Annotated in this window: 10 protein-coding genes; 2 read left to right on the top strand and 8 right to left on the bottom strand. The window is 59.6% G+C overall.

All coding sequences use genetic code 11. From position 1 onward, the window contains the following. Window position 1: 1 nt before the first annotated feature. Both DET50_RS08595 and DET50_RS08590 read right to left on the bottom strand, forming a co-directional pair. Window positions 2-637 (bottom strand): DUF1326 domain-containing protein, encoded by a 636-nt coding sequence (locus tag DET50_RS08595; RefSeq protein ID WP_113862454.1) that lies wholly within the window; start codon window positions 635-637, stop codon window positions 2-4. 142 nt (window positions 638-779) lie between these two features. Further along, complete coding sequence (locus DET50_RS08590) at window positions 780-3176, bottom strand: M48 family metallopeptidase (RefSeq protein ID WP_147252202.1); 2397 nt, start codon at window positions 3174-3176, stop codon at window positions 780-782. Window positions 3177-3488: 312 nt separating this feature from the next. On the opposite strand from DET50_RS08590, the gene DET50_RS08585 reads away from it, so the two are divergent. Next, on the top strand, window positions 3489-5690 hold the full coding sequence (locus DET50_RS08585; RefSeq protein WP_113862452.1) for a LemA family protein: 2202 nt from the start codon (window positions 3489-3491) through the stop codon (window positions 5688-5690). Between the two features lies 1 nt (window position 5691). Here the strand turns inward: DET50_RS08585 and DET50_RS08580 are convergent, their stop codons facing one another. The 4 genes from DET50_RS08580 to DET50_RS08565 all read right to left on the bottom strand — a co-directional run bounded on the left by DET50_RS08580 (window position 5692) and on the right by DET50_RS08565 (window position 11038). Continuing rightward, a complete protein-coding gene (locus tag DET50_RS08580) occupies window positions 5692-6390 on the bottom strand; it encodes a crotonase/enoyl-CoA hydratase family protein (protein ID WP_113862451.1) in 699 nt (232 codons plus the stop codon). Between the two features lie 131 nt (window positions 6391-6521). Then, a complete protein-coding gene (locus tag DET50_RS19610; RefSeq protein ID WP_258546087.1) occupies window positions 6522-6998 on the bottom strand; it encodes a fibronectin type III domain-containing protein in 477 nt (158 codons plus the stop codon). Between the two features lie 370 nt (window positions 6999-7368). Next, window positions 7369-8418 (bottom strand): mechanosensitive ion channel family protein, encoded by a 1050-nt coding sequence (locus DET50_RS08570; RefSeq protein ID WP_113862450.1) that lies wholly within the window; start codon window positions 8416-8418, stop codon window positions 7369-7371. Between the two features lie 37 nt (window positions 8419-8455). After that, window positions 8456-11038 carry a DUF2339 domain-containing protein gene (locus DET50_RS08565; RefSeq protein WP_113862449.1) on the bottom strand — a complete coding sequence of 861 codons (2583 nt, stop codon included), beginning with the start codon at window positions 11036-11038 and terminating at the stop codon, window positions 8456-8458. Between the two features lie 159 nt (window positions 11039-11197). Here DET50_RS08565 and DET50_RS08560 point away from each other — a divergent pair, with 159 nt between their 5' ends. Continuing rightward, a complete protein-coding gene (locus DET50_RS08560; protein ID WP_113862448.1) occupies window positions 11198-12391 on the top strand; it encodes a multidrug effflux MFS transporter in 1194 nt (397 codons plus the stop codon). Between the two features lie 3 nt (window positions 12392-12394). Here the strand turns inward: DET50_RS08560 and DET50_RS08555 are convergent, their stop codons facing one another. Both DET50_RS08555 and ligD read right to left on the bottom strand, forming a co-directional pair. Next, on the bottom strand, window positions 12395-13402 hold the full coding sequence (locus DET50_RS08555; RefSeq protein WP_113862447.1) for an Acg family FMN-binding oxidoreductase: 1008 nt from the start codon (window positions 13400-13402) through the stop codon (window positions 12395-12397). A 31-nt stretch (window positions 13403-13433) separates the two neighbouring features. After that, the gene (gene ligD / locus DET50_RS08550) at window positions 13434-13778 is read right to left on the bottom strand and encodes a non-homologous end-joining DNA ligase LigD (protein ID WP_113862446.1); all 345 of its coding nucleotides are present in this window, start codon (window positions 13776-13778) and stop codon (window positions 13434-13436) included. Window positions 13779-13803: the final 25 nt, after the last annotated feature.

Genomic DNA, 13803 nt, shown 5'->3' with positions numbered 1-13803 from the left:
GCTATCGGTAGACGCCGCTGGGGCCAATATCCAGGTGTGACATGTGGCAGTGCGTACCATCAAACCCCATAGGTACGTCGGCCCGGGCTTCGGTGCGCCCGCTGGCTACTTCCGCAACCGCGTACTCGAACCCTCCGGGCAAATCGATACGGGCCCGATGCGGTTCACCGGAAATGGGATTGATGATCGGCTCAGCGCTCCCCTCAATCAGATCCGCCACCCGTACCTTTGCTTTGCGATTCTCGACATCGCAGGAAATCTCGATCGGGCAGAAAACCGGGTCATACATTTTGGTCAGTGTGCTGGCAAACACATTGAAGAAGGTGGCTCCGGGCTCAGACGTGTCCCCGGAGAGGATCGCCATCAGGGCATCCCGCTGTTCGGCTGTCGCCCGCTCGTCCACAAACGCCTGGGCCTGGCCGTTGCCTTCATGAATGGCACCGGGCCACTTCAGTGTCATGGCGAAGGACAGACCGTCCAGTCGTGTCTCACCAAAATAGCCATCCTGTATTTTGACTGCCGCAAAAGCATGGCAGTCCCCGTGGGTGGGACGGGCCATGAACTGACACGGACATCCGGCATCACAGTTGCAGTTCACAAACTCCAGTCCCTTGATTCTCCAGCCTGTATTGTTCATCTCCGTTACTCCTTTCTGTAACGCAGCCTCACCCGTCCAGACTAGTTCATCAACACACCGGAAACACCCCCTCTGCTAGACTGTTCCAGACACAAAAATAAAGGAATATGCGAATTGGATTTAAAGGCCAGCCTCTCCGTATTCAGGCCACCGCATCCATGGTCCCACCGCCGAAACGAAGCAGTTTCAGCGGGCGAACCTGCATCCGCGCCTCCTGCTCTGTGCAGAGCCTCGCCATGATGGCCATGGAACGGTAGTAGGCGTCATTTGCCAACTCCTCGCACCGTTGGGCAACCCGGAGGATTTCATGGGGATCAAGCTCCCGGGCCGTCAGGTCCCTGCCGTTCCTGCTGCCTGGCAGGCCAGAAGCCACGGCGCGCTCCCTCAGGGTGCCCTGATCACCGGGCAGGGACAGGGCAACACGGGCCGCCGCGTTGTAGAACTGGATGATGGATTCCCGACAGCGATTGGCGGCATGCTCGATCGTTGGCTCGGCTCGCTTCAGACGGGCCCTGTCATTTTCTCTCAACACACCCTCCAGCGTTGCGGCATAGCTGCTCAGATGGCGCATCGGCAGAACCAGCATCGGGAAGGAGGACAGACTCTCCAACACCGTTGAGGCAAGCTTGGCGTCGTCCGCCGGCATCTCGCCGATGGCCAGGTGCATCCGCCGGGCAAACAGACGGTCGATATCCCGGAGCCGCTTGCCCAGATCCCGCCATTCCTTCGATGCCTCCTCGACCGCGCGGTCGGCGTCCCGGAGTTCCCGGGTGGTCAGCCCGAAATCCTTCGGCTGGATGGAAACCTTTTCAGCCAGCAGGACCCTGCCATGGGTCCTATCACTGTGAAGCTGGGCAGCCCGGACGTAGGAGTCCTGAAGTGCGGACAATTCCGGCAGCCGGCTTCTCAGGGTATCGATGACCTGCTGTAGCGTCTGCTGCCCCTCCCGGCCAGCCTCCAGGTTGAGGAAACGCCGGGTCAGGTGGCCATTGAAGTACTGATCCAGCGCTTCGCCGTCCTGGTCACTGACCTTCCTGACCTGCAAAATCTCCCCGTTATCAACCAGGTACTGGTCCAGGTCCGCAATTCCAGAGTCCGCATAGCTTTGCCGCGTGATGCTCTCACAAAGATGATCAAAGTCCGGCAGCAGTCGGGCCGCCGGCTCGTTGATCCCCACCGTCCCCGGGAATTCCAGCTCCAGGGCGTGGCGGATCCGATCGACATCCGCGGGGTGAGCATCCCACAGGGAAGTCTGCTGGTCGCCCATGACATCCTGAACCGCCTGGCGCTGGTCCGGTGTCAGGTGATCGCCACTTTCGGCGATCGCACGCGGCAGGTCCCGCATCAGTTTTCCATTTTCCAGGGCCCGGGTGTTGGCGGCTTGCACGCACTGCTCGGCAAACGCCAGCATGTGCAGCTTTTCGGCGGTGATTTCAAACTCCTTACTGCCCGTCAGCCAGCACTCATAACGGTCGGCTTCGTATTCCATTTTTCGAGATACCTGATGACTGATCCGGAGGTTGAAAAGGAGCATGCCCCTGAACAGATTACGGGGCAGTGTCATCAAAGCCTGGGCAGGCCGCAGAACCACATGACCAACAAGCGCGGGCGCACTGCCCTGCCAGCGATTCAGGCGGACATCCCACGAATCCCCAACCTTTGCCCGGTTGGAAAGCCAGCGATTGACACTGTTGACCAGGTAATTGGCAGACATGGCTGTCGGGTGAGCAAAGTGGCCAAGCTCATGGCCGACCACACCGATCATCTGGCGGGTATCGAGAGCGGCAAACAGGGGCATGCCAACCGTCAGGGTCAGCTCCCCCCGGCGCAGGCTCCGCAGACCCTCGCTCGGCCCCAGAGAGGCAGTAACTCGATTATCAACACGAATGTCCTGCAGAGGTGGCAGGTCCATCCGCTGGCACAGACCATCAACCAGGTTGAAGAATCGCCGGTGCTTCTGGCGATCGAGCTGCATCGTTGGAGACGACGGATACCGGATAAACAGGGGGCGGGCCAGGAACAGCAGAAACACACCGCAGATAACGGAGAAAGATCCGGTGAGAAGCGTCCCGGCAATCGAGCCGGTCTCCGCCAGCTGCGCGGGGATCAAAGTGAGGTACCAGATCAGGCCAACCGCGAGAGCCGCTATCAGTCCGAGGTAGAAAAGCGGTGCCATCAGGCTCAGGGCCATCACAGCAATCAGTCCGACACGATAGGCCAGGCTCACCGGCATGCGGGGAATCGCATCAGGAAGTGAGATCTCGATATCAGTCTGCTCGTCAGCGGGTTCCGGCCCCGACTTCAGCTCGGGCACAGAGACATCCAGCCCCGATGACCTGAGCGCAGCCTCCAGCTTCTTCGCCCGGTCCTGGGTCAACCCCCGCTTGATCACGACCCGCCTGGACAACATCAGGCCGATTTGCGAAGGCTTCAGGCGAAACCGGGTGGCCAGCGCCTCTGACACCTTCTCGGTTGAAAACCCCTCCAGGATGCGACCTGCAGACTCCACGCGGAAATCACTGGATGACGATCCTTGCACGACACTTCTCCTCACATTCGTGGCCGGATAAACGGGCGAGCGGATAAACAATTCATCACCCTGACGTGAGTTTGCCGCAGATTGCTCCGGCACACCGTGAACCAGGGCACCTATCGCGGAAGGTCTAATGCCGTTTTTTTGACCAGCATCACGAAAAACTTTTCCCACAGATTCTGTGGATAACTTTGTTGGCAACGTCAGGACAGGTGCCTGTAAGCCCTTCAGGGTGTGACCTGACGGAATGTGAAGGTAATTTGATCAGGGTATACTGCCGCCCCTCTTGCTCCACCGAATAAAAGGACTGTCAACGCCATGCGGCGCTTAAATATCGCCAGTGTTCCCGGCCGGATTGTCATGGCCCTGCTCGCAATTGCCGCCCTTGCCGGCACTTACCACCTGATGCAGACCGGCCTCGGGCAACTCGCCGAGGCCCGCCAAATGCAGCGGTTACCGGAAACGCCCATCGGTGCCCTGGCGCAAGGGCCCTATGTCATTGCCGGTGAGGCGGGGGTGGCAACGGGCACAGTTACTACGCCCTACTCCAACACCGAGGCTGTGTATTACCGTTACAAACTGGAAGAGGAATACCGGGATTCCGATGGAGATCGGCGCATTCGCACCCTGGACTCCGGTGCCCGCGGGGGCAGCTTTCGTGTCCAGGACGAAAGCGGGGACGTATTGGTGGATCCCGGCCACAACCTGTCATCGGTTGAGTGGAACATTGCCCGCTCCTATCGCACCCGATCCGGGGACAAAATCTACTCGGAGTGGGCACTGCAGCCCGGTGAAACCGCCCGGATTATTGGTCGTTACGACGCCGAAGCCCAGGCCATCATGTTCTCCGGCCTCCGGGCCTTCAGCCTGCCAGCGCTGATCTCCGATCGCCCTCTGGAGGCAGACAGCGGTGACCGCCTGTTCGGCGCCGCCATCCGGATTTCCATCGCCACCGGTCTGCTCGCGCTGGGACTGGCACTGGGGCTGACCGCCCTGAAGGTACACCGGTTCTGGGTGTATGTGCTGGCGATGACCCTGGCTGTAACCGGAACGCTCTCGGTCCTCGGCGTCGCCAAGCTCAAGCAGGAATGGTCCGCCATCGCCACGCTTTATGAGGCGAGGTACGAGCAGCTCAACGGTCACAAGAACAACCCCCTGCTGCTCACTGACGTGGCGGCCCTGCAGCAGCTTATCCGCCAGAGCACCAGCGGCTGGCTCGACCGGTGGATGTTCCGCAGCCTTGTGGAAAAGCGCCTGCCGCTCCCGGACCTGGATGACCAGACCACTGCCCGCGTTCGGGAGATTGTGGAAAACCAGCCACAAGGCCGATACCAGCATTCCATCAAGAGCTGGATCTTTGCCGCCGGAAGTGCGGTGCTCTCGGTGCTGTTGATCTTCCTCGCTATCCGCACGGTCAAGCTCAAGCGCCTGATCGAAGCGGTCCCCACCAGCAATACCCGGGGTTTGAGCTTCGGGCTGTCCGAACTCAAAGGCATGGTCGAGGTGGATGACGCGCATCCGCCCATTCGCGACCCGCTGAAAAACGAAAAGTGCGTGGCCTATGACTACAAGGTGGAGGAACGCGAGGGTGGCGGAAAAGATGACAAGTGGCGGACGGTCGAGGAGCGCTCCGACCGGGTGCCTTTCTGGCTCGAAGATCCTCACGGCAAGGTGCTGGTCCACCCGGAAGGGGCAACCATCGAATACCCGAAATTCCACCAGGAAACCCGGGGTGACCGGCGCTACACCGTCAGACTGCTGGATACCTTCGTGAACGTCTATTGCCTCGGCTTCGCCGGGCTCGACAAGGAACAGTCAGACCGGCTGAGCATCAGTCAGGACAACAACTCTCCCTTCCTGATCAGCACCAAGGAAGAACAGGACATCGTGCTTGACCGCGGCGCCCGGGGCTTTGTCGGTATCGCCCTGAGCCTTGGCCTGTCCCTGTTTGCAGCCACCACGGTGTTCGCGGCCGACGGCACTTTCAGCCCGGACAACCTGATGATGGCAGCGCTCGCGGTGCCACTGTTGCTGTGCATATACATCGGCATCCTGCACTACAACGACATCGTCTTCCTGAAGAACCGCGTAAACCGCGCGCGGGCCAATATCGACACCATCCTGCAACAGCGGCACGATCTCTGGCCGAACCTGGAAAGGGTGGTGAAGGCCTCCATGGCCCATGAGAAGCAGCTGCTCAAAGCCATCGCACAGCTAAGGGCAGCCAATCCGGCAACCATGGAAACGGGACAAGATGTCGAGAAACTGATCGGCTTCGAGCAGAAAGTAACCCGGGCCATGCAGGCCCGTATCGAGAACTACCCGAACCTCAAGAATAACGAAGTGATCCGCAAGTTCATGGCCATCATGGCCGAGACCGAGAACTATCTGTCCCTGCTGCGAAACAGCTACACCGAAAGTGCGATGATCTACAACACGCGGATCCAGTCGTTTCCGGACATGATCCTGGCGAAGCTGTTCCGGTTCCGGCCGGCATCACAATTCTCGACTGAGGGCTGAGTTAACCCTTCAGCCCCAGGTTCTCGGCGTCCTGCTGAATACAACGGTCGAGCAACTCCAGATACTCGGCCTTCGCCTTCACCTTGGTTTCGCGGTGCGCGCGCATATTCAGTTGCTTGAACTGGTTGGCCAGCGCACTCGCCCGCTCAAGCAGCCTATCCTGCCCGACCACCTCGTCCAGATAACCGGCCTCGACCGCACCCTCAGGGTTGTAGATTTCCGCATTCACCACCGAGCGATAGAAGTGCGGCGGGTGGAGACGGTGGCGGGCAATCTCGATGCCGGCGTGATGCATGGTCATCCCGATAGCCACTTCGTTCAGGCCCAGCTTGAACGGCCCCTCAACGCCGATGCGATGATCCACCGACAGCAGGATAAACGCGCCCTTGGCGATGGCATGACCGCTGCAGGCACCAATCACCGGCAGAGGGAACGCCGCCAGACGGCGGGTCAGGGTCGAGCCGACCTTCACCAGCGCCGCGGCCTCTTGCGGCCCCTTCTGCATCTCTTTCAGGTCGTAGCCGGCGGAAAACACACCGGGTTGCCCCGTCAGGATAACCACTGCCTTGTCCTGCTCGGCCTGATCCAGCGCCTTGTTCAGCGCCTCGAACACCTCATGGCTCAAGGCGTTGGCCTTGCCGTTGTTCAGGACAATCGTTGCAATTCCATCGTTCAGTTCATAACTAACAAGCTCGGTCACCGGCCTCTCTCCTCTGACCACCCAGAATAAAGTGAGTGTTTGTTAACTTAGCAGAAGCCAAGATTGTCGGTGAGGCGCCCGGCAGATTCAATCCCTGAAGTGAAAGACGGGCGCCAAAACGAGACGGTAGTTCAGATTGTTTTGCTGACGACGTCGGAAGGTGCACTGATCAGGCCATCGGTGTCGACCACCTGGATCGAGAAAAACCACTCGCCAGTGCCCAGGTTATCGATGGTGTATTCCATCGTGCTGGCGTCGTTGATTTCGATGGTTTTGCTCAGTTCGGATGCATCCTGGCCATAGCTGATGATGTAACTGTCCAGTTCGCCCATGGCAAGGCCTTCACCGTTCACACGGGTGGCCGGCGCAACCCAGCTGAGTTTGGCGGTACCGGTCACTGCCGGTTCGCTGGTTACCGGGCTCTCTTCCACTGTGCCGCTATCGACAGTCCCGGTTGTTTCGTCAGTGCTCCCATCAGTCTGCGAGCTGTCGCTGACAACGGTATCGTCACTGCTTGAGTCCGAGCTGACTCTCTCACCACTGGACTTGGTACCGGAATCATAGGAGCTGGTTGTGTCATTACTGCCGTCAGCCGAGCCAGCTGACACATTGGAATCGCCTCCACACCCTGTAAGCACGATTCCCATAAATACTGCTGCAATCCATGCCTTTGACATATTAATGACGCTTTTCATAGTCAATAGACACCATTAAATCGTCGAATTTGTAAAATTGTATAAAACGGGACGGATTATGGGTGTTAACTTTGTTGGTCTTCTAGTTACGAAATGGTCAATTTCCTGACAGGGTTTGGTAAGGAAATGGCAGAATCTGAGGGGAGGCGTAGTCGGTGTGGGGCAGGAGGAGAGGCACAGTTACCCACATTATCTGTGGATAACTGTGTTAGTAGAGCAGGGAAACATGGCTCCAGCCGGCACAGGGCCAGCGCTGAGCAATTATGACGGTAAATTGATCGGGCTAGCTTTCAACCAGCCTGGCCCGAACACGGGGCAGGTGATCCGGGTAGTTATTCTGGATGAAGGTGACCAGCCCTTCGCGAACGGCGCACCGCAGATCCCAGTTCTGACTGGAATCCGGCGCGCTCATCAGGAAACGGATCTGCATGGCCTGATCACTGGCGTCGGTCACCTGAACCGTGCCGAGTTTTCCATCCCATTGACTGGAAGCCTGGAGCAGGCGATTGAATTCCTCCCGCAACGGTTCCACCGGCATGGTGTAGTCCACCCAGATGAAGACCGCACCCAACAGGTCAGAATTGTTCCGTGACCAGTTCTGGAAGGGGTTTTCGATGAACCACTGCAAAGGGACGACCAGTCTTCTCAGATCCCATACCCTGAGCACCACGTAGGTAGCGGTGACCTCCTCCACCCAACACCACTCCCCCTGCACATGCAGGACATCGTCAATGCGAAAGGGTTGGGTCAGTGCGATTTGCAGGCCGGCCAGCAGATTACTCAGGACCGGCCGCGCAGCAAAGCCCAGGATAATGCCGCCCACACCCGCCGAAGCGAGCAAGCTGGCGCCCATGTGCTGCACCGACTCGAAGGTCATAAGCGCGGCCCCGAGGCCAATGATCACTATCAGGATATTGAGGCAGCGAACCAGGAAGCGCGTCTGGGTTTCCACCTTGCGGGCACGCTTCCATTGACCCTCGAGCACCGGATTCAGAGCCACGATCACATCGCCGATTGCCGAGGTGAGTCGCACAGCAGCCCAGGTCAGAGTAAGAATCAGCAGCAGGGTTGTGACATGGCGCACTGCGGAAACCAGTGGTAAATCGTCAGGAGCGGCCTTGAGTGCGCCAGCCAGTACGAACAGGCAGAGCACGACGCCCAGGGCTCGTGCCGAAGCGTCAAGGAACAGGCGTGGAACGGTTCTGGATCGGGAAAAGCGTCGGACCAGCGCCAACGCCAGCCGATAGGTCACGTAGGTGACCACTACCGCCATCAATGCCGACAACCCGGGCATCAACCATGCCCGCAGACCAGCTTCCAGATGTTCCAGCACTCGACTTCCCCACCAGGTTATCTACGTTACCATCAAACTAGTTCATGTCCGGTTCGCGCGCGCGAGGTGTCCTGCGATACAGCCACGCCAGCCCCAGCAAGGCGAGCCCCAGCCCCATGAAGGCCGCAACCCGCCAGAATCCCTGCAGGCCGGCCATATCGATGAGGAAGATCTTGGCGATCACAAGACCAAGCAATGCCATCCCCGCCTTGTACAGCCTGACACTGTGATTGACACCGGAGAAGAGAATTGCCGCAATGGCATACAGCATGCCGACCACCGAATAGGTGTACAGCTCGCCTTCGGAGGCACCAGAGACCAGAGCTATGTCGCTCCCTCGCCAGAGCTGCCGGATTTCAAGGGCAGTGAACAGCAGGAAACTCCCCGCTGCAAACCACCGTGCAACCGACTGGGGACCGAAATCAGGCAGCCGGCTGACGACAAGCGCCAGCAACACGGGCCCGCCGTAGGCCGGAAGCAGCATGTTGGACACAGGCGTTGCACTGATGGCGCTGCCTCCCAGCCACGGGTTATGCACAGTAACCAGAGTCAGGTAACTCAGGCAGGACAAACCGAGCAGGATTCGCGAGAACAACCGGTAGAGCCAGGCCAGCGACTCACTGGCCCTGGCCCGGTAGAGGTAGGTCAGGCTCAGGGCACCCCAGAGCAACATATTGATGGTCGCCTCTGTCAGACTGTATTCCCGGGCGAAGATATCACCGTCATACAGCCAGTAGCGCAGTTCGGTGCCGAGGAACAGCACCAACAGGTGCAGGGTGGCTGCCTCAAGCCAGGGCCGGATGCCATGTTGCTTGTCCGCAATCCAGCTGGCGATTGCCGCCGCCACTGTCGCTCCAACGTACGTCCATAGCGACCAGTGAACACTGGCATCGTAACCCTGCAGCCAAGGATTAAAGGTCAGCCTCGCGACCACCAATGCCAGAGCCAGCTTGAGCAGAATATACAGCTCGGGCATCTGGAACCGTCGTGCAAGCCACGTCAGAGTGATGAACTGGATTGACAGCGCCAGGGTCAGCGACGCCTCGCTGAACGTCATTACGGCAGCGAGGGAATAACTGATATGGGCGGCCAGCACTGCCCAGACCACACCGATCCGGTATTGCTCGAGCCTCTCCATCTGCCAGGCCAGAATGCCGTAGAGGCCACCCAGGATCAGCGTTCCTGTGGCCCACACCAACGTCCTTTCGTAACCATGCAGCAGGAGCCACCCCAGGATCAGCCAGACCAGCGGCGAGAGCAGCATCAGCGAAGGCCAGCGCCGCTGGTCGGGGTGGCGCACCCATTGCCAAAGCGCCGGCGCAACCGTGAGGATCGTTGCTGAAACCAGGTAGGTGACAAACGCCGCCCGTTGCCCGGCCGAAAACTGAACCAGGAAAACAGTATTGGCGCTGGTGCGGCTCATATAAATCAGCCAGCCAATGGCAGTGGCAAGCACAGCTCCCCAGGGGAGGAACCAGAGTGTGCCTCGGCTCTGCGGGATCAAAGCCGCCACTGGTAGAATCAACAGCCAGGCCCAGAAAAACGGAGCATCTGCAGGCTGGCCCGCAACAGAAATTGCCCAGAGTGCGAGCAGGGGCAGAAGGGCCTGGCGCAATCGCCAGGCATCCTGCTGGACCTTGCCCGGCAGAATCGCAAAAGCCAGGAACAACCCGGCCAGGTAACCGGCCGTCGACACCTCCACCGGCACGGCAGAGCTGGTCAGCAACCACCACAGCAAAGCACCCGCCAGGGTGGCGTACCAGAGCCACTCCCGGAAGACATAGCGCATCAACAGCAGGGAGCTCAGGGTGACCAGGAAGCTGTAAGACAACACGAAGGTAACGCTGCCGTCCTCGCCGCCAATGAGCATGGGCACCAGGTAGGCGCCACTCAAGCCCATGATTGCCAGTAATGGCCCGTGCACCAGCGCCATGACCATGGTGCCCAGAGACACAATCCCCAAACCGACCAGACCCGTCATCGAGCTGATCAGCCCGTAGTGGTGCACACCTGCAAGCAGCGCGGCATACAGAGTGATGCTCCCGCCTCCGGCCAGCGCCGCAAAGACCTCATCCGCGCCTTTCTGGCGGCGACGGAGGAATTCGGCCGCACCATGCAACGCCAGGCCACTGGTGAGGGCCAGAAGGAACTGTTGAGTGGGGCCGATGAGACCTGCACTGATGGAATGGCTGACCATGAATATGCCTGCCAGACCAACACTCAGGCCTCCCAGCCAGACCATCCAGTTCTCCCTGAGGGCCGTGAGGATACGACCAGCCCTGACCGGTTCGTCCGGCTCTTCCGAGAGCCACTGAGCATCCTCTTGAGCCCTGGCCTGTGCCGGGGATTCCATCTCCACCGACGGATAGGGCGTTATCTCCAGCGGTTCAGGCCGGGGTTCCGGCTGGGGCAATTCCGATGTATACGGATCAGCCTCTTGCCTCCCTGTCCGATATCTGAGGCTGGCGATTTCTCCCCGTAACGCTGCGATTTCCCGCTCGAGCCCCTCGATTCGCCTCGATTGTGCGCCACGCTGACGGAACGCCAGCAACCCGAGTATCGAGCCAACAGGAATGAACAACGCCAATCCCACGGTAAAAACGATGAATAATACTTCCACACCTGTCTCCCTGGTTGCGCGCAACTGCTGCGGCCATTCGGGTACTATTATGCGCACACAACCAATAACTTGCAGATCCCCCGATCACGCTTTCGGAAACTGCTCATTGCATCAGATGAGAATTATTATTAGCTTTCTACCTTCCCAAGGAGGTAGGTTTTGTCCCATTTTCAGCTAGCGTTACTACTCGGAATGACCGTGGCTCTGGGGCCTCTGGCGCTGGACGCCTATTTGCCGGCATTCCCCAGCATCGCCGACAGTCTAGGCATTGCCCACAGTGAGGTGGGCCTGACCCTCAGCGCCTATGTGGCAACCCTCGGGCTGGCCCAGCTGGTCGGCGGGCCGCTGTCTGATCGCTATGGCCGGCGACCGATTCTGGTGGGTGGGCTCGCCATTTTTGCGGGCGCTGCCGTGATGGTCTCGCTGGCCGATTCACTCTCGAACATGGTGTTATGGCGGGTGATTCAGGGCGTTGGCGGAGCTTTCTGTGCGGTTTCTGTTCCCGCCATTGTCCGGGACCAGGTTGGCGGGCAGGAAGCGGCGCGGCTGTTCGGCCTCATTGGTCTGATCATGTTTATCGCGCCTGCCGCGGCACCCTCCATGGGCGCCCTGATGCTGACCCTGGGTGACTGGCACAGCATATTCCTGGTGCTGGCCGGGTACGCGGTGTTTCTGGTCTTTGCGCTGAATATGGCGCTGTTCCCCAAACTGCAACCGAGGCCAGCGGCGACCACTCCGGTACGAACACTGGTTACCAACTACATCCTGGTACTCCGCCACCGGACCACCATGCGCTTCGTAGGGATCCAGGTGCTGTGCTTCAGCACCATGCTGCTGTTCATTACCCACTCCTCGTTTATCTACCAGGAGTGGTTCGGCCTCTCCAATGGCATGTTTGCCATCCTGTTCGCCGCCAATATCGCCTTGATGGCCATTCTCAACCTGATCAACCGGCCATTGCTGAGACGCTTCTCATCGGTGATTCTGTTACGGGTACAGGTGGCAATGCAGTTTGCCGCGTTGGTGGCACTGGTGGCAGTCGTACTCATGGAAGGCCCATTCTGGCTGGTCGCAGCCTGCATCATCGCCGCGATCGGGTGCCAGGGCGGCATCATACCCAACAACATGGCCAATGCCCTGGAATACTTCCCGCATCTCGGTGGCACCGCAGCCGCCATGCTGGGTGCCTCCCAGTTCACCATCGCCGGCGGCATCAGCGCCCTGTCATCGCTGTTCGGTGGCGACGCCCTGCTGCCGATCGTGGCCAGCATGCTGGCATGTTCTACCGGTGCCGTTATCCTGGCTTCGGGCGCTCCCGGGGCGGTCGCGCGGGAGATGGCCCCGGCAACCTGACTGTCAGGCCAGCACCTGCTCTACCGGCCGACGCAGTGATCGCGGGGTTTCCGGACCGTGGCCGATCCTCACCACCAGATCCGGCCGCCGTTCACCAATGCCGAGAAAGCGCGCAAACTCCGGCCTGATTGCAGGAACCTCCACCGGTTGATTGATGAACGCACTGCGCAGACCCAGGGCTGCAGCCTGAAGGGCCAAACGTTCGTAGCAGCGTCCCGCTTCAATCCAGTGGCGCCTGTCATCATGCTCGGAGTAGAGCACGGCAATCGCAGAGGAACTCCGGATATTCCGGAAGTCCTTACGGTTCTGGGCCTTTGCCGAGAACCCGAACTTCATTGCCAGCAATCCCAGCCATCGAGGCACCGAGGGGCTGCCCATCACCGGGCCGTACAGACCATCTCGGTTGCGTGCTGCCTCTAGCGCGCTGAAACGAATCCAGGATTTCAACTCATCCGCCCAGGCATCGTCCGCAAACTGGGCCCGGTTTCCCTCGGCCACATAGCGGGCGATCTGCTCTTTCTGCTCGTCGTTGTCGATGAGAAGAACCGAGACACCGTCACCAGTGCCTGCTTGCGTCAGAAGCTCGGTTTCCTTTTCTGTCAGCGGTTCGCCATCGAACTCGACCCGACTGCATTGCCGCTCCGGAATCGCCTCGAACAAATCCGTCCGGACAGGGGCCGCTTCCTCAAAGTCAACCTTCACTCCAGTCGTCGACGGGTCATATTCGGGATACCCTTCCAGGCCAGCTGCCCGCCCTGCCTGAAGCAGGTTCTCGAGGGCACAGCCAAGGCTTGCATAAAGGTGGTGGTCATCCGGGTCCACTGCCGGACATCGCCGTGACAGGTCCGGGAGGATCCAGACCCGGCCCGACTCTCTCCGGAACTGCCAGGGCTGGGTGTTATGGCTGGAGGCCGCCATGGTGGCATAGCGAATGATGGCCGGATACCGGGCATCGCCGCTGCCAAGGTCGTGGTGGCGCCAGAGCCGTTTTACTTCATCCGTGTAGTCCATTCTTCGTCCTCCCGGCAAAAATCAACTGCACTCAGGCATGCGGCAAACTCACCCGATGCCGTTTAAAATTCTGCCACGGGTCTTTCTTTGCCCCGAGCCGACGGAATATGTTGGCCAGCCCCCAGCTTTGCGGTCCGGTCTTTTTGTCCTTCAGCTCTGACCATGAGATCGGCGTGGCGACCGGCGCTCTCTCGACAGCTCGCAAGGAGTATGGGGCGATGGCTGTCATACCGTAATCATTGCGCAGGTAGTCGATAAATACCTTGCTCCCCCGCTTCTCCTTGCGATGCTCCATGGTTGCAATGTCCGGGCAGCGGGCCAGGAGTTCCTCAGCCAGCTGCTGCACCAGCATGGTTTTCTGGCCCTTGCTGCGCATGGGAACTTCAATGCGCTCCACGTGG

Origin of the sequence: Marinobacter pelagius (assembly GCF_003315345.1) — a bacterium.
In the GTDB taxonomy this organism is placed as follows: domain Bacteria; phylum Pseudomonadota; class Gammaproteobacteria; order Pseudomonadales; family Oleiphilaceae; genus Marinobacter; species Marinobacter pelagius_A.
Note: the sequence above shows the minus strand (reverse complement) of the source record. Positions and strands in the feature narration are given on the sequence as shown.